The organism is Flavilitoribacter nigricans DSM 23189 = NBRC 102662 (assembly GCF_002646595.1).
Classification (GTDB): Bacteria; Bacteroidota; Bacteroidia; order Chitinophagales; family Saprospiraceae; genus Flavilitoribacter; species Flavilitoribacter nigricans.
In genome coordinates this window covers 18696-41522 of the sequence record NZ_PDUD01000052.1, presented here as the reverse complement: position 1 = coordinate 41522, position 22827 = coordinate 18696, and the positions used below count along the sequence as shown (strand labels likewise).

The 22827-nt window shown below is 52.4% G+C and carries 16 protein-coding genes; 7 read left to right on the top strand and 9 right to left on the bottom strand.

What is annotated here, in order from left to right; genetic code table 11:
• Positions 1-17 precede the first annotated feature (17 nt).
• The 3 genes from CRP01_RS36365 to CRP01_RS36355 all read right to left on the bottom strand — a co-directional run bounded on the left by CRP01_RS36365 (position 18) and on the right by CRP01_RS36355 (position 4177).
• A complete protein-coding gene (locus CRP01_RS36365; protein ID WP_099155014.1) occupies positions 18-1925 on the bottom strand; it encodes a hypothetical protein in 1908 nt (635 codons plus the stop codon).
• A gap of 534 nt (positions 1926-2459) precedes the next feature.
• Complete coding sequence (locus CRP01_RS36360; RefSeq protein ID WP_099155013.1) at positions 2460-3566, bottom strand: RICIN domain-containing protein; 1107 nt, start codon at positions 3564-3566, stop codon at positions 2460-2462.
• Positions 3567-3826: 260 nt separating this feature from the next.
• Entirely contained in the window at positions 3827-4177 is a 351-nt protein-coding gene (locus CRP01_RS36355) for a DoxX family protein (RefSeq protein ID WP_099155012.1), read from the bottom strand.
• Between the two features lie 429 nt (positions 4178-4606).
• On the opposite strand from CRP01_RS36355, the gene CRP01_RS36350 reads away from it, so the two are divergent.
• From CRP01_RS36350 to CRP01_RS36330, 5 genes are all read left to right on the top strand, one after another.
• The gene (locus tag CRP01_RS36350) at positions 4607-4951 is read left to right on the top strand and encodes a winged helix-turn-helix transcriptional regulator (RefSeq protein WP_099155011.1); all 345 of its coding nucleotides are present in this window, start codon (positions 4607-4609) and stop codon (positions 4949-4951) included.
• Positions 4952-5071: 120 nt separating this feature from the next.
• The gene (locus CRP01_RS36345; RefSeq protein ID WP_099155010.1) at positions 5072-5392 is read left to right on the top strand and encodes an ArsR/SmtB family transcription factor; all 321 of its coding nucleotides are present in this window, start codon (positions 5072-5074) and stop codon (positions 5390-5392) included.
• On the top strand, positions 5389-5898 hold the full coding sequence (locus CRP01_RS36340; protein WP_099155009.1) for an SRPBCC family protein: 510 nt from the start codon (positions 5389-5391) through the stop codon (positions 5896-5898). Before CRP01_RS36345 ends, CRP01_RS36340 begins: the two co-directional genes overlap by 4 nt.
• Positions 5899-5993: 95 nt before the next feature.
• Positions 5994-7028, top strand: a complete 1035-nt coding sequence (locus CRP01_RS36335) for an ornithine cyclodeaminase family protein (RefSeq protein WP_233752824.1) — start codon at positions 5994-5996, stop codon at positions 7026-7028.
• A 144-nt stretch (positions 7029-7172) separates the two neighbouring features.
• Positions 7173-8567, top strand: a complete 1395-nt coding sequence (locus CRP01_RS36330; protein ID WP_099155047.1) for an alkaline phosphatase PhoX — start codon at positions 7173-7175, stop codon at positions 8565-8567.
• A gap of 107 nt (positions 8568-8674) precedes the next feature.
• Here CRP01_RS36330 and CRP01_RS36325 read toward each other — a convergent pair whose 3' ends face one another.
• From CRP01_RS36325 to CRP01_RS36310, 3 genes are all read right to left on the bottom strand, one after another.
• Positions 8675-8878 (bottom strand): YwbE family protein, encoded by a 204-nt coding sequence (locus CRP01_RS36325; RefSeq protein WP_099155008.1) that lies wholly within the window; start codon positions 8876-8878, stop codon positions 8675-8677.
• A gap of 453 nt (positions 8879-9331) precedes the next feature.
• Positions 9332-11233, bottom strand: a complete 1902-nt coding sequence (locus CRP01_RS36315; RefSeq protein WP_170110695.1) for a helix-turn-helix domain-containing protein — start codon at positions 11231-11233, stop codon at positions 9332-9334.
• A gap of 214 nt (positions 11234-11447) precedes the next feature.
• Entirely contained in the window at positions 11448-11822 is a 375-nt protein-coding gene (locus CRP01_RS36310) for a hypothetical protein (RefSeq protein WP_099155005.1), read from the bottom strand.
• A 178-nt stretch (positions 11823-12000) separates the two neighbouring features.
• On the opposite strand from CRP01_RS36310, the gene CRP01_RS36305 reads away from it, so the two are divergent.
• On the top strand, positions 12001-13479 hold the full coding sequence (locus CRP01_RS36305; RefSeq protein WP_099155004.1) for a CotH kinase family protein: 1479 nt from the start codon (positions 12001-12003) through the stop codon (positions 13477-13479).
• Between the two features lie 6 nt (positions 13480-13485).
• Here CRP01_RS36305 and CRP01_RS36300 read toward each other — a convergent pair whose 3' ends face one another.
• Both CRP01_RS36300 and CRP01_RS36295 read right to left on the bottom strand, forming a co-directional pair.
• Entirely contained in the window at positions 13486-16452 is a 2967-nt protein-coding gene (locus CRP01_RS36300) for a SusC/RagA family TonB-linked outer membrane protein (protein WP_099155003.1), read from the bottom strand.
• Positions 16453-16608: 156 nt separating this feature from the next.
• Complete coding sequence (locus CRP01_RS36295) at positions 16609-17853, bottom strand: aminotransferase class V-fold PLP-dependent enzyme (RefSeq protein ID WP_099155002.1); 1245 nt, start codon at positions 17851-17853, stop codon at positions 16609-16611.
• 488 nt (positions 17854-18341) lie between these two features.
• Between CRP01_RS36295 and CRP01_RS36285 the strand changes: the two genes are divergently transcribed.
• On the top strand, positions 18342-21881 hold the full coding sequence (locus CRP01_RS36285) for a LamG-like jellyroll fold domain-containing protein (protein ID WP_143473701.1): 3540 nt from the start codon (positions 18342-18344) through the stop codon (positions 21879-21881).
• Between the two features lie 75 nt (positions 21882-21956).
• Here CRP01_RS36285 and CRP01_RS36280 read toward each other — a convergent pair whose 3' ends face one another.
• A complete protein-coding gene (locus CRP01_RS36280) occupies positions 21957-22823 on the bottom strand; it encodes a glycosyltransferase family 2 protein (RefSeq protein WP_099154999.1) in 867 nt (288 codons plus the stop codon).
• Positions 22824-22827 lie beyond the last annotated feature (4 nt).

Genomic DNA, 22827 nt, shown 5'->3' with positions numbered 1-22827 from the left:
GTCAAAAAGTACGCTGATTACTGATCGCCGGCATCGGGCCAGTCCGGTCCGAGTAAGGTGTTTTCACCCAGTTGTACCGGCATGGCGTCCACTACGGATTTGGTCGGGCCGGTCTTTCGGAAGTAGGTCACTTTGCCGGCGGTCGGCAATCCGGTTTTGGGAAGCAAAATGTGCACCGGACTAGGGGGCGCTGCGCTGGCATTGATGAAATACGGTTTGATACTTTTGCGGATCGTCAGTTCTCCCCGTTGCAGTTCGAGTTTGGCCAGGGCAAGATCCTCATCGTTGTTGGTGATCTTTCCGAAATCGAGGATGGAGCCATCCACAATGATGTGGTCCGTGAGCAGTTCCAGCGCATCCGGGAAACGTTCGCCCTGGTTGAGTTGCACCTGCTTTTCGATGGTAAACGAAGCGTTAGGAACGGCGGATACCACCTGCAATTTCATTTCAAAGGTAGGCGTACCGGCGCGGGATTTGTTTTTCTCTCCGATCATGTTGAAGCGGAGGTAGTCGATCTGCTTGCCCATCGGCGTCGCCCATTTTTGGGTGATGCTATCCCATTTGCGGGCCTGGCTGTGGATGGTGCCGTCGCTGTTGCGGTAACTTACCTCCAGGATAAGCGCGTTGAGGTTCAAATCCGGGTTGATGTGCGGCAGTCCCATCACAACGCTCGGGAAATCGGAGTTGACATCGATGTCGATGATGTAACCGTCGGACAGCAATTGCTCCTCGGTGAGGCCATATTTGCTGAAACTAAGCAGGCCGCCGAAGCTGGTTTCGCGCATCAGCATGCGGCGCTGGGTAAAGTCAAAGCTCAGCTTACCGGAGTTTTTGCGTTTGACCTTTTTGGTATCCTGCTGGTAACCTAATTTCAGCGATTTTCCGCCTTCGGTGATCATGTCCAGGATCCGTGCTTTGGTAGTATCGTCTACACTGTTGTTGACCAGCATGGACTTCAGGCTTTCCAGTTCCGAAGCCCGATCCAGCAGGCTATCCGAATATACGGCTTCGCGAATGGTCTTCATCATGGCCGTCAGGTTGGCGTTGTCCAGGGCGTTGAGGCTGTCCGGGCCTTCGCAGGGCATAACTTCCACCTTCATGTCCTGGATCTTGTTCAGCTCCTCCCGTAGTTCCTGCTTGGTCTTGATCCCTCCGGCCTTAACGAACCAGATCTTGACACCGGCCTCTTTTTTGGTGTTCTTTTCGAAGTAATCGTAAACGTTATTCCAGTTGCCCTCGATCGAATAGCCACAGTCGGGAGACAAGCCGTTATAGGTGATATTGGCCCGGATCGGGATCCCGCCGTTGGAACTGACCAGCGCCTTGAACGAGCTGGCTCCCAGTACGGTCAGGTCGTAGAATACCGGGATCTCCTGACTGGCGGAAGTAGCGCCCTTGAATTCGGTTTTAGCGTCGATATCGGCCAGGAATTTATCCGAATCGGCCAGGAAATTGATACTGGCATCTTTCAGAGGCATCGCAGAGAGCCGGATATTTCCGATACCGGTATTGCGGCGGATCTGCTGCTTCACGGTCTCTACCACTTCGGGTTCCATGGCGTAAGTGAAAGTAGCGACCAGTACACCGCCTTCTTTCAGCTCCTTGGTCATCATGTCTTCGTATTGGTAGCGCAGGATGGTCATTTTGGGACGCACCTTGTTGTTAACGTCTCTTTCTTCGGCTACGCGTAGTTCGTTGGGCATGTAGTACCACTGTTCCCGGACGGCCGCATCCTGAAAAACCGTGTAGGTCTTTCTTTTACCCAGTGCGGTGGTGACACTGATATCATTGATGACGTTTTCAGCGGCCAGGCTCGGTTGGGCGAAAGTCGTATTTCGGACTCCAAAAAAGCAAAGAAGCAATGCGATCAACAAAGTGGCTTTGGCGCTTATTTTGGTGCTGATATTAAGAGTTGTAGATTTCATGATCTTCTAGTTTTTTTTGATAGGTTAAAAAAGCGGTAGGTTAAAAAAGCGTTGGGTTATATTTCCCGCTTGCCATACAAAGATGCGGAGATCATTAGCGCTAAAAATCCTCCGTTTCAGGGGTTTGCAGAATATCCCCATAAATGAGGAGAGCCGTTTTCGGAATGTTTTACCGACGGCCACCAAAGCAAAAAGCCCCGGCAGAAAGCTGTCTGGTTTGGCCAGTAGCAGCGTCCCACCGGGGCGGTGTATACATAGGATTCAAAACGTGATAAGAGTCTTTTTTACGGTTTGGGCTTTAGGGTTTGATCTTGGGGTCAGGGCTGAAAAGCGCCGGGGGTGGGGAAGGCCGGTAGCATTCACCGGCATTCCCACTTCCCGGTCACCTGGTCTCTGAATTTAGGATGGAAACAAGACCATTTTACAGCACAGTCAGGGCTTAGGTGTTCATGAGGATCAGTTCTTTGGGATTATGGGTTTTTAAGGGGTCGGGGCTTAGGTGTTTTCATTTGGTTTTGGGATTATTTCTTTATGCTATCCGCCTCCTTTCTGAGGATCGAGACCGTTTTCGCGGTACCATTCCAGCTCTTTTTCCCGGTCGGATTTCCGGTGATCGATCACTTTATCTCTGCCCGCAGTAGGAGCCGGAGGACGGGAAGTACTGATATTTCGGGTCATGCGCCACTTCTGGGCATCGGTGCGATTGAGTGGGTGCTGCCAGACTTCCGTTTGGGGATTCATGCCGGCTCCCCGCACGTCTAGGTAAAGGCCGCTTAACTTGGATTGCAGGTAAAAGTATCCGTTGCCGGCATCGATGGGTTTCCACAACTGGGCGGCAGCATTGGTTTTTGGGCGCTGCCAGATAAAGGCACCGGATTTACGGCTTTCCATTTTGACATTCAGGTAGAGGCCGCTCCGGCGTGATTTGATCAGATAGTATCCATTGCCGGCACTGACGAACATCCACTCTTGGGCGGTACTGCCGTTTGGGGTATACATCCAGATCGGGGCGTTGGCTTTGTCGCTTCCCCATTGTACATCCAGATTCAGGCGATTGACCTTGGATTGTAACTGGACCCATTCGTTGGCTCTCCAGGGTACCCGGGCGGTCATTTCTCCGGCACGGCGGATGGTCTTGTAGGCTAATCCAAACTGGTCGATCAACTGACCCGACCGGCCGTGGAAACCAATGACTTGTTGCCCGCTGGGGACATGGATCATAAAACTCTTGCCGTCGCGTTGTCCGAAACTGCCGATGATACGGCGCTTATTGGTATGAAAGGCCAGACTGTTGATAAACCTTCCCGAAGTGCCCGAAACGCGGGTGATATATTCGCCATCCTGCAGGTCTATATGGCTCCAGTTCCCGTACACCTCGCCACCCGCGCCGCCACTGCGGTAGCCGCCGTAGGTCAGCCAGGTGACCCTGATCTGCTCGATGTACTTACCGTGCTTGATGGAGATCCGGGTGATCTTTTTAAAGTTCTGCACATTGTCCTGGGTAACGTTCGCGGGGATCGTGAAGCGCTGGCCACCGTAACCACCTTCCGGGGGAGAGAAGGAAAGGTCCTGGGCGTTGAGCTGTACCGTCAACAGGATCATCATACTGAGCGTGGAGAACAAATAGATTAGCTTTTTCATGACTGCCTGGTTTTAGCGTGTGATTGATATTTCCTAATGATTACGATACAAAGATGCGGACAATGGGGCCGCTGCGAATCCCCCATAAATAGGGTTGACCGAATATCCCCATAAATGAGGAGGAGTTTTCGGGAAGCTAAATAGCCGATCTGAGCCGTAGGAATGGATCAGGGAAAGGAGAATGGAGGATGGCAAAGAAAACCTGGACAGTCCGCGGGGAAGCGCTGGCTCCCCGCGGACCGAAAAGATCGGGGCTATAGCTAGTTCCGGTTTTTCAAACTAAAGTAGGAAACCATTAGAATTGCGAGAAATACCACCGGCGCTGCTATCTGGCCGATCCCGTCGCCCGAAGCCACATGCGCGATCAGGGCCGAAATGAAAACGATGGTGAACCCGGCGTAAGCCCATTCCTTCCAGCGCATGCCTACCGGCAATACCAGCAGGGCAACTCCAATGATCTTGGCTACGGCGAGTTCCACCCGGAAGAAATCCGGAAAACCCATGTGGGCAAATGCTTCTTTTAATTCCGGCTTCATCAGATAGGCATAAGCGGAGAACAACATGCCCAGAGCCGTAAGCGCGGTCGATATCCAATAAATGGTAGTAGTCATAATTTACAGTTTTTATTTGCGCCAAAAGTAAACTATGCCGTTTTTCTATTGTAGATAATAACCTGGAGGTAAGTACTAACCTTTGGGTAAGTATGCGGGATTTGGGAGAGGGGGCGACTGGGAGATGAGGCGATGGGGAGACTGGAAGACGGGGCGATGGGGAGAGAGGGGGCGATGCCCGATTATTCATGCCAATCAGGGGTAAAAAGTCCCGTAGGGACGAAATATAGGTAGTCCGTCTAGTAATTCGGCAGGCTTGGCGTGCCGTAGGTACGCAATACCGTTTTACATGGCGTACCTACGGCACGTTAAGCAGGGAAAGGGTCATCTTGCTACCTCTATTTTGTGCCTAACGGCACATTTTATCCAAATTTAACTCCTGATTCGCATTATTCATGTCAGAAGACGTAATGGACTAAAAACTCACTTATGGATCACCAGGAATGTCACCAACATCTCAATGCCATAGAAGATGCCGTGTATGTGATCGGCGGTAAATGGAAGCTGCGGATCATCTTGAGCTTGCAGCAACAGGCTCTACGCTTCAACGAGATCCAGCGCGAGGTAGGGGGGATTTCGGCCAAAGTCCTGTCCAATGAACTGAAGGACCTGGAAGAAAACGGTTTTGTCAAACGCCGGGAATATCCGGGTTTCCCGATGAAGGTGGTCTACGAGCTTACGGATTACAGCAATTCTCTCAAAAGTGTAATGATCGAGCTGTCCCAGTGGGGAAGGTCACACAAGGAGTTCATCAAAAGGAATCATCAGGCCTGATAGCCATCGGGCCACTTCCGTTTATTTTTATTCTTTCCGGAAATTTTAATGACAAGCTCTTGCGAAACCGATTGGTTGCGCGTATATTTGCAACCGATCAGTTGCATAAATAGATTGAATATGAGAAGAGATGTTTTTCAGGCTATTGCGGATCCTACCCGGCGGGCGATACTGGTATTGATCGCCCTGCAGGCGATGACGCCTAATGCCATCGCCGAACACTTCGATGCTACCCGGCAGGCGGTATCGAAACACCTGCGAATTCTGACGGAATGCGAACTGGTCAGTCGCCGGCAGGAGGGCCGGGAGATCTACTACCAGCTCGAAGTACAGAAGATGAAAGAAATTGATCAGTGGCTGGAACAGTTCCGAAAGATCTGGGAGAAACGCTTCGACCAGTTGGACGAGGTATTGATAAACTTAAAAAACCAAAAGAAATGAGCAAAGCAATTCTTTTCAACTTCGATGTCGATAAGGAAAACAAAAGGGTGCTGGTGGAGCGGATGTTCGACGCCCCCGCGGACCTGGTCTGGGCGGCCTGGACGGAGGCAGAGCTACTGGACCAGTGGTGGGCACCCCGACCCTGGCGATCAAAAACCAAGGAAATGGAATTCGCCGTTGGCGGACGGCGGCTTTACGCCATGCTGGGCCCGGAGGGGGAGGAACACTGGGCACTGGCTGATTATAGTTCCATTGCTCCCAATAGCAATTTCCAATACCTGGATGCTTTCTGTGATGAACACGGGACCATCAACGAGGATTTTCCACGCTCCGACTGGAGTATCGATTTCAAGCCTTCCGGTGATGCAACCCTGGTACAGGTAGAGATCAAGCACGAACGACTTGCCGACCTGGAAAAGATCATTGAGCTGGGCTTCAGAGAAGGATTTACCATTGCGCTCCAGGGACTGGATGATATCCTGCCGACCCTGCAAAAGAATCGCTAAAAAGCAATCGCTTCGGGTGAACGGACTCTGTGCAGCCGTTCATCCGAAGGGACTTTTTCCAATACCTGCCCTACAGACTGGAGGCCGGCCAAATTTTGTACCTTTACGCCTTTCCCAACCAAAAATGCTGCCGCCGATCTACCGTGAATGAGCCTATCTCTATCTCCGCCGACTTCATTGACCGCCACCACCGATATGCCGAACTGATTGAATTGCTGCGCCGGGCTTTCGCCGAATCGGCCGTTACGATCCCCGACCGGCTCCACTACGATTTCGGTTCCACCGCCGAAAAACTCAACTCCACTTTACTGGTTATGCCCGCCTGGCAAAACGGTCAGGATCTCGGCATCAAGCTCGTAACGATCAATCCGGAGAACAGCGCGCAGGATCTGCCCGCCATCCAGGGCAGTTATCTGCTGATGGACGCCCGTACGGGGGTGATCCGGGCCATGATCGAAGGGACGTCGCTGACCCGGAAGAGGACCGCCGCCACTTCCGCCCTGGCTGCGTCCTATCTGGCCGACCCGGCGGCCGATTCCCTGCTCATGATCGGTACCGGTGCGCTGGCTCCCGAACTGATCGCGGCCCACGCCAGCGTTCGGCCCATTCGCCGGGTGTACCTCTGGGGACGCCGCCCCGCCCGCGCCCGGGAACTGGCCAGGGAATTGACCAACGATCAATACGAAGTCCGTCCCGTGGAAAAGATTGACTCCGTGATCCGCGAAGTTGCCGTGATCTCGACCGCCACGCTATCCGCCGAACCGCTCGTATGCGGTGCCGACCTGCAACCCGGTCAACACCTGGATCTGGTCGGAGCCTACAAGCCCGATATGCGGGAATCCGACGATGAAGCCGTCCGGAAAGCGGCTATTTTTGTCGATACCTACACAGGAGCCATTCAGGAAAGCGGTGACCTGCACATTCCCCTCCAAAAAGGCGTCATTCAGCGGGATCAGGTACTGGCCGAACTCTCCGAACTATGTGCCGGTAAACATCCGGGCCGGTCTTCTGCCGCTGAAATTACCCTGTTCAAATCGGTTGGCTACGCACTGGAAGACCTGGTCGCAGCGCGTTACTATCACCAAAAATGGGATACATTGAAGCCGGGCGAGCCGAAAATCGGACGCTGAAGGACAGGCTCGGGCCCGGTGGCACGGCGTCCGGGATCATTTGCCCGGGGCCAGCTACTACTGCACCAATGGGAAAAGGGGGCTGCCGATGATCAGATAACGGTCCGGAAAAATTATCTTTACGATCAAACAAGCAAACCAATCATGCAAGAAGAAAGAGCCCTCAAGCGTAGAGATTTTATCCAGCAATCCGCCCTCATCAGTCTGGGTTTTCTGGCCCTCGCCCGTTGTACCGGATCGGTCGATAAGGGTACCAAAACCCCTCCTGACTTCGATCTCAGTCTGAAAACCGATCCGCAGCAATACATGGATCTGCCCGATGGGTTTGAGTACCGGATCATTTCCCGGGTCGGTGAAAAGATGGACGACGGATTCCTGGTGCCCGGACGGGCGGACGGGATGGGAGCCTTCAGCGGACCGGACGGTAAGGTGATCGTGGTGCGGAACCACGAGAACAGTCCGCTTCCCCTGGACTACAGTCCATTTGGAAAGAAAAACGAATTGCTGTCGCAGGGAGATCTGGCGAAGCTCTACGACGCCGGCAATTCTGAGATGCCCGGCCTGGGCGGTACCACTACCTTTATTTACAATGAATCTACCGGACAGGTAGAGCGGCAGTACCTGAGCCTGGCGGGAACATACCGGAACTGTGCCGGCGGAGTGACGCCCTGGAACAGCTGGCTCACCTGTGAGGAAGACGTTACTAAAAAAAGCGATAAGATCGAAAAAGACCACGGGTTTGTATTCGAGATCCCGGCTACCGATCAGATCGGCATCGTCGATCCGGTACCGATTACCGCGATGGGGCGTTTTAATCACGAAGCCGTAGCGGTGGATCCCAAGACCGGGATCGTCTACCAAACGGAAGATGCCGGGAACGGTCTGTTCTATCGCTACATTCCCGAAGTACGCGGACAGTTGCACGCCGGCGGACGTTTGCAGGCCCTGGCGATCATCGATCAGCCCGGCCTGGATACCCGCAACTGGGAATCCGCCGCGGTCAGGATCGGAAGTCCTCTGCAGGTGCGCTGGATCGACATGGACGATGTACTGAGTCCGGCGGATGATCTGCGCTTGCGGGGCTCCGCCGCCGGAGCGGCCCGTTTTGCGCGGGGGGAGGGGATCTGGTTCGGTGAAGATGAATTGTACTTTGCCTGTACCAATGGTGGACCGAAGCGACACGGACAGGTCTTCCGCTATCGCACTGCTCCCGGCGAAGGTACGCCGGATGAGACCCAGACCCCGGGCACTCTGGAACTATTTGCCGAATCGGAAGACAAGACCGTCCTGCATATGTGTGACAACCTGACGATCGCTCCCTGGGGAGACGTGTTGTTATGCGAAGATAACGGAGAACTGAATCACATCCGGGGCATTAACCGGGATGGAAAAATTTACGATTTCGCGGTCAACCGGAGCTCTTCCTCGGAATTTGCCGGGCTGGTATTTTCTCCTTCCGGAAAGACGTTGTTCGTGAATATTCAGGAAAGCGGGGAGACCGTGGCGATCACTGGTCCCTGGGAACGCTTCTCCGTATAGCGGACTCACCAAAAAAAATAAGGCCAGCGCGCCCCGATGCCAGGTGGCGGAATGGTTTTCAATCCGCTTCGCATCAGGATACATCGGGGCACGCTGTACCCGGAGGCTCATTCCTCCTCCTCAATGATCTCCTTTACGCGGCCTACCTCTCCACCTTCCAGCCGCACTTTGATCCCGTGCGGGTGTTGTGGGGATTTGGTCAGAATATTCTTGACGATCCCTTCTGTCAGGCGACCGGTGCGCTGATCCTGTTTCTGTACCACCAGTACCAGGAGGCCGGGGTGAATGTTTTTGCGGAAATTCCCTTCCATAGATTTGCTTTTACGGTTCGGGTGCAAATATACACTGATCCCCCCAAAGGCCGGCAAAGGTGCTATGGCATCACGAGATCTTCTACCCCGATCACTTTTGGGACAAAAAGATCTCTTCGCCGGAAAGGCAAGAAGGCCCGGTTAAGACCGGGCCTGCTAAAGATTTTTTGGGTTTTTAATAAGTAGGCGAGTTTGCGGGTAATTGCGAAAAAAGTAGTTAGACCCGGGGCATTAGGGACGGAACATTTCAGGAAATTCCATCCACTGTACATGGCAATGGTCATTGTTTATTGGTTTAGGTGTGGGTAAACACGGTATCGCCTGTCTGGCAAATCGAATAGGATGAGTACGTTTGTTTCGTAAAATTGCAATTCTTTGAGCAACAGGACGGTGCGTATTGTTGCGAATACTTAGCGTATTGTTCCAGGCCTTGGTGTATTGTTCCAATGGGCGCTAATCCCGGTCGATGGCAACGGTGCCGGAATTCCGAAAGAATGGAAGAAAATTAAATTGTTCCAGAATAGCGGTAAAGGCCGGGTCGGTATGGAGCTGCTGGTAAATGGGATCAACCGGCAGGTCTTCGGGGGCCATGCCCATCGCTGCCGCCCGCTCGAGGTAGTGTAAACTCATTTCCGGCTGATCCATGCCCATGTAGGCGCGCGCGGCCCGCAGGCATTCCAGTGCGATCGTAGTGTCCAGCGTGTTTACGTAGCTGATGACCGGTTCGTGTACGCCGAGCTGTCCGAGGCAGTACATTTTTATGGATTCCGATTGCCGGAACGACGGATTGATGGCCAGGGCCTGCTCCGCGGCCTCGATGGCCGGACGATATTCTTTTTTACACATCTTCGAGAACGCCAGTACGTAGTAATACAGAAATGAATCTCCCATAAAGGGTGCTACCTGGGCGAGTAGTTGGTCGGCAAGCTCAAATTTCCCGGCCAGCAGGCTGGTGTAGATGTACCCGGCCTGAATAACGGGATGGAGCGGATCCAGTTCGCTGGCCGTCTGGTGGTAGTTCAGGGAACGTTCCAATTCCCCGATATACCGGAGTGAGAGACTGAACCAGTAGTTGATAATGGCACTATTCGGACTGAGTTCCAGGGCGATCTCAAAAGCAGGGACGGCTTTTTGCCAGCGGAATTGCTGGGCATAGACATTACCCAGGATGCCGTAGGCCAGTCCGTTGTCCCGATCGTGCTTGATCGCCTGCAGGGCATTTTGTTCGGCCAGATCCTGGAACTCGGATTCCTGCGGTGGATCGTAACGCAGGTTGGCCAGCAGGTTGTAGGCGATCGCTTTACCGGCGTAGGCCTCGGAATAATCGGGATCCAGTCTCAGCGCTTCATCAAAGAAATCAATACTCCGGTAAAGGTTATCGCGGGTACGACTCCGCTGCAGGTAGCGGCCGCGCAACAGGGCCTGGTAAGCTTCGGAATTATCGGTTTGGGGGCGGGCCAGCTTATCCCGTTGGGCCGGACTGATCGATTGGTTGAGCGAGGTGGCGATATCCCGTGCCACTTCCGCCTGGATTTCCATCGCGTTATTTTTCGGCCGGTCATAACGATGGGCCCAGATGTGCTGATCATCGTGCACCCGGATCAACTGGGCGGTAATGCGTACTTCCTGGCTGTTCTGCCGCACACTACCTTCGAGGATATAGTTGACCCCGAGTTCCCGGGCAATTTCCCGGATGGATTTTCCGGTATCCTTGTAGCGATTGGTAGAGGTTCGCGAAATAACTTTGAGTCCCTTGAACTGGGTCAGGTAGGTAAGAATATCTTCTACGACGCCCTCACTGTAAAATTCATTCAGATCATCACCGTAGTTCTGGAAGGGAATGACCGCAATGGAAGGAGTCACCATATCGGGCTCCGGGGCGGGTGTCCGGGAAAAATACAGCCAGGAGGCTCCGGCCAAAAGCAACAGGATGGCGGCGGCGATCAGGTATTTCCACAGATGGTATCCCGGGTTGGAAGCTGTTTCCGGGCTTTCGGGCGTCTGTACTTCGGGCTGGGGCAGTTCGGAGACTTCCCTGTTTTCTTTGGGAACGTCCGTCTGCTTTTGCTGAATCTCCTTACGGTAATTACTGGGACTCAGACCGTATTCTTTAACGAAGTATTTGCTGAAATTCTGCGGACTGCTGTGGCCGGTCTGAAAAGCGATCCCGGCGATATGATCGTCGGTCTGCTCGAGCAGCTGGCGGGCTTTTTCCAGCCGGATCTTGCGGATGAGATGGGAAGTGGAAAGCTGGGTGGCAGCCTTGATCTTCCGGTGCAGCTGGGTGCGGCTTACACCGGCCTTGCGGCAGAGTTGTTCAATAGAGAAGTTGGGATTGTCGAGGTTTTGTTCCACAATCTCCCTGAGCCCATTGATAAATTGATCTTCTGAAAAGTCCTTTGCCACCATCTTGCTTTACTCGTACACCCGTAAAGCAAATATACTGCCATTGGCACAGATGTGACAAAAGATTATCCAGATTTAAGTTGAAGACCTGCTACTGCGATCCTTTCCGGACTACAGTAGAACAGATAAAGTATTTTCCCAAAGAGCGATAAAATGCTGGTTATCACCACCGTCTTCGCGAGAAGGCGCCGCTGATCAACAGGAGGATCAGGGCTCCGAAAAACAGAGAAGAGCCGGTGGTTTCGGTCCAGAACCAGTTGAGCGTGACGCCGTCCCAACAGACATTCCATAAATTACTCAGTATGGGAAAATCGTAATCGGTCACGAACAAGAGGATAAAGTCGATCAGAAATGAAGGAATGGAAGCCATCAGAGCCAGTAGAAGTACCAGCACCACAACCAGGGATTTCACCACGGCGAAGAACAGACCCGGGATGGAGATGTATTGAAAACTTTCCGATGAAATCTTTCCGGTAATGAATCCGAAGACCAGAATGAAAACGGAGAATAGTACAAGACCTAAGGCGTATCGTCTCACGGCGATTGGGTTTTACGATGTTTTGAAAGGGTGTCAGATATTCCAAGAACAGTCGCGCTTAAAGGGATGTTCGGTACCGAAATGAGGGCACATTTTGTTGCAAACAATTATCTTAGAACAATGATAAGGGCGGGAAACACTGCCCCATTCTTAAACGCTCAGCCAAAAAAGCCCTTCCATGAAAAGACAGAACAGGACCCTTAGCTTTCGTTCAATCGGATACTTTCTGCTGTTAAGCCTCGTGATTTCCGTTGGATGCAAAAAAACAACTACCGATGATCCGCTGCCGGAAACAACAACGTTCGCTGTAGAGACCGGAGACAGTGAGATCCCCTATCTCACCATTGATACCAGAGGCATACAGATTGAAAATGAACCCAAGATCTCCGCCGAGCTGAAGATCTTCATCCGCAAAAATGAGGTCCAGCGTACGCCGATCGGGATTGAATACCGCGGGTCGACCTCCTTTCGGCTTTCGGATAAGAAGTCGTTTGGCCTGGAGACCTGGAATGCCGCCGGTGAAGATACCGATGTCGCTTTTTTCGACTTCCCGGCTGAAGAAGACTGGATACTCAACGGCCATATCGTTAGTCTGGGAGATCGCCGTATCCAGGACCGCACCCTGATGTACCATTACCTTGGGTATCAACTCTTCCGCAACATGGGACGGTACGCCAGTCGATGCCGGTTTGTCGAGCTGGAGATCAACGGGGTATACGAGGGCGTTTACGTTTTTATGGAAAAACTGAAAAGGGACGGGGACCGCATTGCCGTTAAATCGCTCGGGCCTGCGGATAATGACCCAAGCTCAATAACTGGGGGCTATATTCTAAAGATCGATAAAACTTCCGGAGGGGATCTGGGCCTCCAGAAGCCGCTGGAATACTACGCGGATAACTGGGCCGATGATGCCACTTACCGGGAGGAATTCAGCTTTCGCTCCCGCTACGATATTACGGGCCAACCGCTTTCCTTCGAACCCTACGGGCCGCCCTACCACGCCAATCAGTACCTGGAAACCTACTTTCTCTACGAATACCCGGATGCGGAGGATGTCAGCGCGGAGCAGAAAGCTTATATCCAGGATTACATCCATCAGTTTGAGACGGCCCTGCTGGAGGATGACTTCAGCACGGAGCTGCGGACTTATACAGATTATATCGACCTCAGCAGTTTTGTCGATTATTTCCTGATCAACGAGCTCTGCCGCAATGTGGATGCCTACCGCCTCAGTACCTACATGCACAAGGATCGGGGGGAGAAACTGAAAATGGGACCGGTCTGGGACCTGAATATCGGCTACGATACCGGCGACCGCATTCCCTGGGATGATTGGGTGATCAATTACAATCAATACGTTAGTTCCGACGCCTGGATGATGCCTTTCTGGTGGACCCGCTTGCTGGAGGATCCCGTTTTCCGGCAAGCAGTTAAGGAGCGCTGGGCGGAATTGCGGGGAGGCGTACTCAGCACGACGGCTCTGCTGGATCTGGTAGACCAAACGGCCAGTTATCTGGTGTCCAATGGTGGTATCGCCCGCAATTATACCCGTTGGGATATCGGCGGGCAGATCAATTACGACGGAGCGATCCGCAGCCTGAAAAACTTTCTCGAACTGCGCTCACAGTGGATGGACGGCGAGATCAACGCCTTCTGAAAAGAGTTACATTTCAAGCCTTACGCCCAGCGTAAAGCTGCGTGCGGGGAAATAGAGGCCCCGTTCACCGAAACTGGAGGGCGAAGCTACACCTGGTGCCAGGAGATTACCGGCATTGTTCAGCCAGAGATCCGGGTCCGGGCCGGAGTATGCGCTCAGCGTGAATACGTTCCGGGCGTTGAGGTAAAGTTGTAGCCCGGAAAGCCGGGCCGATTCGGGCAACTTAAAACGATAGGCCAGTGTAAGGTAATCCAGCCGGACAAAGGAAGCATCCTCCACATAGTAGGAAGACAGAACGGGATAATCGCGCAACCGCAGTTTTTCTCCTTCGAAAAGACTGGAAAAGACATTGTAGGGCCCCAGACTTTCCGGGTTTTCCAACCGAATGCGGTGAGCATTGATCAGATCGTGGCCCAGGATACCCCGCAACATCCAGCTCAATTCGAATGCCCCCCATTGCAGGTCGTTCGTCCAGCCGAACTGCAGGTCCGGCTGAGCGTTGCCGATCTGTTGCTCATCGCCGAAATCCGGGATGCCGTTATTATTCAGATCCGCCAGTTGCCACCGGCCTTCCTGATCGATACCCTGGTAGACCGGGCCGTAAAAATTGCCGATCTTTTCCCCTTCTTCCAGGCGTTGTGCGGTGGTGCAACAGAGCCCCGGAGAACCGAGCCGGCCCACTCCCCGGTATTCAATGACATTTCTGGCCTGCGGATGATTCATATCCAGCATGCGGGTCGTGTTGGTAGAAAACTGCAGGCCGGTATGCCACTGCAATTGAGTATTGTCTATCAATTGGGTAGCCAGGCCCACTTCCAGCCCCTGGTTTTGCAAGGCGCCGAAATTATCAAAGTAGGATATCTGGGGATAGGGAGGCGTAGGAAGTTCCGTGCGGGCGATGATATCCCGGCTGGTGCTCCGGTACCAGTCGAGGTTCAGCCGGATCCGGTTGGCGAGCAGGCCGAAATCAAGTCCGATATTCCACTCGGAGCGGTGCTCCGCTCCGATCCCGGGATTGGGCGTATTGGTGAAATCGTAGGAGCGGATATATTGCCCGGCATAGTACATGTAATCCTGAGGACCCACCTTCCAGTGACTTGCGAAATTTTTGGGCGGCAGTTGCCCGGCCTCCCCGTAACTCATCCTGAGATGGAATCGGTTGGACCAATTGAAGATCCGGTGCAGGGATACTGCCGTCTGCAGGCCGGGAAACCAGGCCCATTTATTTTTCGGCCCCAGCCGGGAGGCGCCTTCGCGGCGCAGGAGTCCCTTTACGAAAACCGTTTTGTTCCAGTGGTATTCCAGCGTGGAGGTAAGGGCGATCTGCTCGTCCAGAGTTCGGTGCTGAAGGCGTTCGAGATTGGCGGCTCCATCCGTCCGTTCGTAGGAAAAATCATCGTTTGTAAACTGCCGGGCGATAATCTGTTCGTAATCGAGATCCCAGCGCTGATAGGTATAGGCAGCCCGAACTTTTAACCGATGCTTGCTCCAGTTGAGACCGTAGGCTGCACTTAGTTGCCCGTGCTGATTATCCAGCAATTGCGCGTCACGAAGGGCCGACCCACCGACATCGTAGCCTCCGAAAAAGGCATTCCGGGGGTAGTGCTGGCCGTAGAGCCGGTCGCTGTGCTGTCGGGTATAGCGTCCTGCCAGTTCCAGACCGGCCAGCGGTTCGAGTTGAACATAGCCGCCGAGGGTATTCACCTTTTGGTGTCCTTCGCGAGTGGTTTGCTCCTGGGCCGCTACCGGGTTGAAATAAAGGTAGAAGGGCATCTGCTGGTAACCGCCATAACGGGTACTGGTATCACTGTAAATCGGGGAAGTGGGATTGTACTGCGCGGCCTGCAGGAAGATGTTGGGCTCCACATCCTGGAAATTCCTTCCGGTATGCGCGGCCTGGATCCCGATCTTCAGACGGTCCTTCCAGAGTGCCTGCTGCAGGTGCAGGCGGCTGTTCCACTGGTGAAAACCGGATCTTTTGGCAACGCCCTGCTGATCGCGGTAGTTGAGGGCAAGCTGATAGCGCGTATTCCCGAAGGTGCCTCCGGCGGCCAGTTGGTGCGTATGGTTCCAGACCTTCCGGCTGATCTCACGCTGCCAGTCCGTATCATCTCCCAGGTTAAAACCAGGGCGGTAATAAGCAGTATTGGGCGTTCCGGTCCGACGGGCAAATTCCGTAGCCGACAGTACATCCGTCATGCCGGTGGGGGTTTCGTGGGCCAGGTAGCTGTGGTAGGTGACGCTTAGCGGATCATCCCCGGGCAGCCTGGTCTCGATCTCGATGACTCCATTGGCGCCGCGCAAACCGTAAGCAGCAGTGGAGGCCACGTCCCGCAATATCCGGATGGTCGCGATATCAGCCGGGTCAAGGGTGAGGAGGTCGGCTCCGGGTAGTCCATCGATCACCAGCAGCGGTTGCCTCCGGTCGATCACCCGCTCGCGGGGATCACTCGTGAACTCATCAAAAGTATGCAGCCCCCGCAATTGTACCTGGTAGTTTCCCAGCGGATCACCGCCGGGTTTGGCGACCGTGAGACCGGGCACCAATCCCTGAATGAGACCGTAGGGATCGAAGATATTGCCGTCGTTAAAGTCTTTCCTTTGGATAGTCGTGACGGCCCCGAGGGTATCTCCCCAACTGCTGGTCATGGCGGGTTTTTCGACAGCGGGACGGGCCGTATCCTCCGGCTCACGAGCCAATTCGCTGAGTTCGATCTCCATATTTTGGCGGGCCGGTAGGATCCAGGTCGTATCGCCCTGACGGACGAACAACTTATTTCCTTCTTTCGCTTTGATGAGAAAATTACCGTTGATATCGGTGAGCGACTTAAATCCCCGGCCATTTTTTTGGATGCTCAGGCCGGATTGGGCCTCTCCATACCGGAGGATCTTCCCCCGCAGTATCTGAGCCGATGCGGTGAGCGTACTTAAGAGCAATAGCGCGAGCAAGAATGGGGTAGCGACCTGCTTCATTTTTTTGGTTTCGGATTTCTATCCCTAAAATGCAAAAAAAAGCCCGGAATTCATTCTTTTTCCGGCAACTATACTCGACGCAAATCGGAACACTCACCCATCTCCCCCTCACCTTGTCTCCCCATCTCCCCATCACCAAGTCTCCCCCTCACCAAGTCACCCCATCACCTCCGCCAACTTCCCCAGCATCCGGTCCACATCCGCCCGGGTATTGAAAATATGCAGCGAAAAGCGAAGGGCATTGTATCCCGGTAGTAACTTAATAATGATGTTGTCTTCCCGCATCTTTTCAAAGATCGCCCGGTTGGAAGCTTCGTCCAGCAGTATGCTGACGATCCCGCTTTTTAGCTCCGGTGCGGCCGGACTGATGATGCGTAGCCCCGGACGCCCCCGGAGTTGATCGGCGCAGTAATCCGCCAGTTCCCGGCAGCGTTTTTCGATCTTATCGATCCCGATGGTTTGCTGCAGGTCCAGGCTCTCTCCCAGACCGATAATAGTGGCGACATTGCGCGTGCCGGAAGCGGCCGAATAAGCCTTATTGCTGTTTCGGGTAAAAACCGCTTGGATACGCTCCTGCACCGCTTTGCGAATGTACAGAAAGCCCGTTTCCTTGGGGCCCATCAGCCACTTGTGGCCACTGCTGCTGTAGAGGTCTACGCCAAGCCGGTCGACATCCACCCGGATCTGTCCGGGAGCCTGGGCGCCGTCAGCTACCAGCAGTATATTCCGGGGGCGGGTGATCGCGCTAATTTGTTCGAACGGCATCCGCATACCGGTGATGGTCGATACGTGGCTGAGCATGACCACCCGGGTCCGGTCGGTCATCCCGGCCTGTACCAGTTCGACGATCTGTCCGGCACTTTCGGCGGCCAGCGGCATCTCTATTTGCTTAACAACGGCTCCTTTCGTTTCCGCCAGGTAGAACAGGCCGTTCTCCCCGCCGCCGTGCTCGTGGTTCGTCGTCAGGATCTCGTCGCCCGGCTGGAGGTCCAGGCAGGTACCCAGCAGGTTGATGCCTTCCGTGGTGTTGCGGGTGAGGATGATCTCCTCGACGGAGGCACCGATGAAATCCGCAACTTTGCCGCGGACGGCTTCCATGCGGGTACCCAACGATCCCCAGTTGTTGCCAACCGGATTGGCTTCCAGTTCGTGCATGGCAGCACTTACGGTACCAACGACCTGCCGGGTGGAAGGCCCCAGGCTACCAGTATTGAGGTAGATAAGGTCTTCGGGAAGCAAAAGACTTTTGCGGATAAGTTGAAACAGTATTTCATCATTGGGCGCATTAGCCAGATCCTCCGGGGTGGGAGGGGCGTCCATAGGCTTCTCTTTTTGAAACAGCGTATTCAAACCCCACAGCCCGAAGGTTGAATTTTTGATGAATTTTCGGCGTGCGCTCATACGTAACTTTTTGGATAGACTCTAAAGTAAATAATTATGGAGGGCTTCCGTACGATTTCAATTTTTTTGAAAAAAATTCTAAAAAGGTTGCAACTGGTCAAATTGGAACATTAACTCATTGACATTCGCTTTTTATCGGTAAAGCATTTACGTAGTCAAGTTCGTAGAAGATCTACCTCCCGGCGGTTGGCCGATCGCCCGGGAAGACTACCTGCTTTGCCCGATAACCACCTAAAAATCGCTACATCGTGAGAAAATTATTTCCGCTTCCAACTAACCCGTTTTTCCAGATCATAATTATTTCCGTTTGCCTCCTGGCCGGTCATGAGGTCAAGGCCCAGATCGTACAGGGAAAAAACCTTGTTTTCCCAATTCCTGACAGGGGCACCAATAATTGCCTGTTTGTATCGAATCCGGCCCGGGATTGGATTTTTTTCATCGATGGAGAACAAAGGCATCGAACCGGCTTGGGAGGAGCACAATCCATTGTGGTTAACATACCATTAAAAAGGGAAGAATTTGGCACGGAAGTCCAGTGGGAGATTCAAGTCTGGGAAAATGACTGTTTTGGGGGACTGCAGTACGTTACAGGATTCAATAGTAAGGCCTATGTTCCTTTTTACGAAGAATTTTCCGGTAACACGTCTATTACCGCTTCCAGCAATCTACCGGAACAAGCCTGTGGGTTCCGGGTGGCCTCCTGGGATAAAGTGCCCACTTCCAGTGAGGTGAAAAGTTATTTGTACGATAGTCCGGCGACCAGTTTTGCACTACCTAAAAGTAATGATGAATATACCTTTTCTTTTGATACCGGAGATCGTACTTTCAGTAAGATCCGCTATTATACCGGAGCCGTAGGAGCACCCGAAGGAAGCGTACAAACCAAAAATAATCCGGGAAGCAGATTTGATTTTTCGTATCGCCCCAATACCGTCTTTTTGAAAGCAGCAGCTAATTATACGCGGCTGCTTATTTTAGAATGCTACAATTCCAGCAATAATATTGCCCAGCTGGTAGCCATCCCGGTCATTGTTACGGGCACCCAAACGGCTTTTGCCAAAGATGCGGAAGGAAATTTTCTGACTACGGAAAGTGCACCTATTCCCAACATGGTCCTGCACAAGGCACCCGGCGATGAAAGCTTTTCCTACATCTCCGAAAGCACTAATACTTGTAGTCAGGTCAATTTCGGTTTTTCGGAAGGTAACAATCAGTCGGGAGACGTCAAGGTAACGGTAGGTTCCGATGTATCCGTATTCGGGGTTAATATCGAAAGTGAATTCAGCGTAACCGGCAGTTTTAGCCGGAATGCTACCAAGGCGGGGGAATCAGCAACGGAAGTTTGCAGAACAATTACGAAAACTGTAGAAAATCAAAATAGCTTTAACGGAGAGGAAGGGGATCTTTTCATCGGCAATTCGACCATATTTCGGTACGGTCCTGCCCTAGAAGTCAGGTATAATAACTGTAAGGTACAATTGAGGAATAAGGCGCTAAACTTTCTTGCGGTAGATATGAAGGACTTCGCTTATCTGAAAACAGATATCGAAAATGATGTCATTCCGGCAATTGTAAATCTCCAGTCCGGTTTAAATCCAAATTCAGTAGAGTGGAAAGAGTTGGAAAGAAACCGCAAAGCCTGGCAGGATATGATCGAGCAAAATCATCAGCACCAGGCCGATGCTCCGGCTTTAAGCGGTATCGTCACTTTGAACGGAGACCGGGCCGGTATCGGTGCCGAAGTCAGTGTGGAGAGAAGCGAAACTTACAGCACCAGCAGTTCACTGATCTTGGATGCTTCCATACTCGTGGAAGCGGGCATTAGTGTAGGTGGAAGCGGAGTAAGCACCTCCCTTGAGGTTGGCATCACTACCGAAGTAAGCCGGGGTAGCTCCAGTAGCCAGACCAGCGTGCAAACTTTTGGGTATCAGTTGAAAGACAATGATCCCGACGACAAACTGTTGATCAAAGTGAAAAGGGATCAGCGTTTCGGGACCCATATCTTTGAATTACAAGCCGAATCCCGTACCAGTTGCCCCTACGAAGGCGGGCGCCAATTGAATCAGCCGAAATTATTTGCGCTGGATCAAGGGGTGGAGAAAAAAGAAATCAATATTTATGCGGCGGCCGGCACCGCCGCCCAGATTCCGATCCGGATCAGGAACGGGAGTTCGATCACGGAAGTGACAACGGCCTATCGTCTGGAGGGAGGTAATCTTGCCGACGCTGATGTCGAACTGGGCGCCGAAGGCATCGGGCTGGATAACCAAACCAAGGAGTACAACCTGGCCGGCAATGCGTTTATCGATCTGGTGGAGGGCTCCGGGCAAGATCTTCTCTACGTCAAACAAAACGCCAATTCACCCAACCAACTCACTTATGAAGGCATTGAAATACTGCTAACCCCCAGTTGCGAAGAAGAGTTGTCCGACATTTTTGACCGGATCACCTTAAACGTTTATTTCGAAAATCCTCCGGCGGTTTCCCCGGCAAACCGAACGGTGGACGGCATGGCAGGGATGACCAGTTTTCAGGTCAATACCAATTCAAACTGGACCGCCAGCAGTGAGGCCGACTGGTTGAGCATCGACTCCGGTAGTGGAAATGGCAATGGAAGTTTCACCGTAACCTACACCGAAAATCCGGAGTTTTTTTCACGTACGGCTATGCTCCAAATCCAGACTACCGGCGGTGCACTCACTACCGTACAACTTATTCAGGAAGCTATTTGTGAAAGTAGTACCGGTTCGGACACTGATTCGGACGGGATCCCCGATGGCTGTGACAACTGTACGGAAGTTGGCTCTATTGGAATGGCCTTTGACGGCAAGGACGACTATTTGCAACTGGAAAACCTGGACAACTTCAATCCAGCTAAAAATACTATTGAAATGTGGATCTATCTGGAGTCCCTGCCTACCACCACCCGATCCTGGCCGCTTTTCCTGGGTGAATGGAATAGTGGGCAACACTGGATAATCAATTCCGATGGAACTACGGCTATCGGACCGTTCGGTGGACCCCAACACCATCCTGAGCTGCCCCTGGGTGAGTGGATGCATCTGGCTACGGTGTATGATGGCAGCAACTTTATACTCTACATCAACGGCGTCCGATACGGAAGCAGGTCCGTGGGTTTTGCTTATCCGGTTCCTCTGCTCGTCATTGGGCGCCCACGGGGTAATGATGAGTATTTCCACGGTAGAATGGACGACATCCGGATCTGGAATACCGCAAGAACGGAAGAACAGATTGCGGAAGCCATGAACCGGGAACTAATGGGTACGGAACCGGGACTATTGGCTTACTACAATCTTGGAGAAGGATTACCCGCCTTGAATAATACCTGTGTGTCCGAAATACGGAACAAAACAACCGCTCTCGCGGATCTGAGCCTGCACAATTTTTCGCAAACGGGAACCACTTCCAACTGGATTTCGGGTGCTCCCATTCGACTGCGCAACAGCCAGGAAAATGACGAAGGCAATGCCTGCCGGTACAGTCCCGGAGTTAACTTCCAAGCTTTGCCGGTCGACACCCTACGGGTTGGAGAAGATGTAGCCACCCTGGAACTGCCGGTGATCACTCCCGATGAAGGGGCCTACAGTAGTCCTTTTGTGACCGACCGTACTTTCGATGTCAATCAGGCCGGCCCCGGCACTTACGAAGTGGTTTACACCGTTCCTACAGTAGGTTCAGATTGTACGATCTCAGATGCGCTGACGGTAGTGGTAGAAACCGTGACCGCGACCGTAGACGAAGAATTTTTGGCCAATCTGGATGTCTGGCCGAATCCGGTGAAAGATCGCATCAGGATCCGCTTGGATGGAATCGGTTCCGGTCCTTTACGCATTCAGCTGTGGTCCAGTGGCGGGCAACTGCTGCAGAATGAGCTGTTACCTAATGTTTTTTCCTCAGGAATGGAGCATGAATTGTCGGTGTCTGATCTACCGGACGGTCTTTATCTCCTTACTTTTGAAAGTGCTGCCGGCCGGTATAAAGGCAGCAGGAAGATTGTAAAGCATTAGGGGCGGTGAGGTCGCATTTGCTTAGAGTTTGGCATCCCGGATTTTGAAGTTATTTCAAAATCCGGGATGTTTATTTTAGACTATATTTCTCATTCGTCTTTTGGTAGGAACACTGATTGGATTGGGAAGCTTTGGATTACCAACACCTTTTGCTTGCAATGCCGTGCAGATCACTTTCGGATCCTGACATCTAAATACTGTGAAAATTTTCCGGTTTTTCATATGGGATCGCTGGTCCCGGTTGGTGTGAAAGAGATGCGCAATTCCTGTACCCTTGATTTGTTCTAGCTCTGAATTCCTGATTTCAAGAATGTTAAGAATTCTGTTTACTGCCTCTATTTCTTCCCATCCCCACCTAAAAAAATTTTCAAGATATCCTCCGAACGTGTTTAGATACCAATCCCGATCGTAGGCAATAGCGAGGTTAGTAGCCCATATATCCAGGAAAGGGCTTTCGGGGACGTCCGATATATCCAATAATGCAGTCAGATCACGGGATTTTAAGAATTCTTCTTTTTGCTTACGGGTAGTCCAAATGGTATAAGTGGAAGCGATAAAGAAGGGGGCCCCCTTAAAATTAGCTACGCTTTCCAACAGCCCGTCGGCAAAAACAATATCACCGTTCATAATTACCAGCCGGTTACCTTTTGCTACGCCGGCACCTACATTATTGACCCATCCCAGATTGAACCCTCGGTTCTCCGGGTCCTGGATAGGAATATATTGATCGCAAGGAATTTGATCGTTGTAGAAATTTCCATCCAGACTTTGTTCTACGATGATCAATTCCCAATCGCTGTAGGATTGATTCCGCAGGCACTGTAGGGTCTCCTGCAAATTGATTATCCTTTCCGGGTTATTACCCGCAGTTGGAATAATTACGGAAATCATCTTTGGAACCGGATTAATTTGTTTATTATTAAAGTAAATATAAACATTCATCCAA

What these genes read in the sequence shown, in the direction of transcription:
- CRP01_RS36365 (WP_099155014.1), bottom strand. Translation starts at nt 1,925, where the DNA reads ATGAAATCTACAACTCTTAATATCAGCACCAAAATAAGCGCCAAAGCC.
- CRP01_RS36360 (WP_099155013.1), bottom strand. Translation starts at nt 3,566, where the DNA reads ATGAAAAAGCTAATCTATTTGTTCTCCACGCTCAGTATGATGATCCTG.
- CRP01_RS36355 (WP_099155012.1), bottom strand. Translation starts at nt 4,177, where the DNA reads ATGACTACTACCATTTATTGGATATCGACCGCGCTTACGGCTCTGGGC.
- CRP01_RS36350 (WP_099155011.1), top strand. Translation starts at nt 4,607, where the DNA reads ATGGATCACCAGGAATGTCACCAACATCTCAATGCCATAGAAGATGCC.
- CRP01_RS36345 (WP_099155010.1), top strand. Translation starts at nt 5,072, where the DNA reads ATGAGAAGAGATGTTTTTCAGGCTATTGCGGATCCTACCCGGCGGGCG.
- CRP01_RS36340 (WP_099155009.1), top strand. Translation starts at nt 5,389, where the DNA reads ATGAGCAAAGCAATTCTTTTCAACTTCGATGTCGATAAGGAAAACAAA.
- CRP01_RS36330 (WP_099155047.1), top strand. Translation starts at nt 7,173, where the DNA reads ATGCAAGAAGAAAGAGCCCTCAAGCGTAGAGATTTTATCCAGCAATCC.
- CRP01_RS36325 (WP_099155008.1), bottom strand. Translation starts at nt 8,878, where the DNA reads ATGGAAGGGAATTTCCGCAAAAACATTCACCCCGGCCTCCTGGTACTG.
- CRP01_RS36305 (WP_099155004.1), top strand. Translation starts at nt 12,001, where the DNA reads ATGAAAAGACAGAACAGGACCCTTAGCTTTCGTTCAATCGGATACTTT.
- CRP01_RS36300 (WP_099155003.1), bottom strand. Translation starts at nt 16,452, where the DNA reads ATGAAGCAGGTCGCTACCCCATTCTTGCTCGCGCTATTGCTCTTAAGT.
- CRP01_RS36295 (WP_099155002.1), bottom strand. Translation starts at nt 17,853, where the DNA reads ATGAGCGCACGCCGAAAATTCATCAAAAATTCAACCTTCGGGCTGTGG.
- CRP01_RS36280 (WP_099154999.1), bottom strand. Translation starts at nt 22,823, where the DNA reads ATGAATGTTTATATTTACTTTAATAATAAACAAATTAATCCGGTTCCA.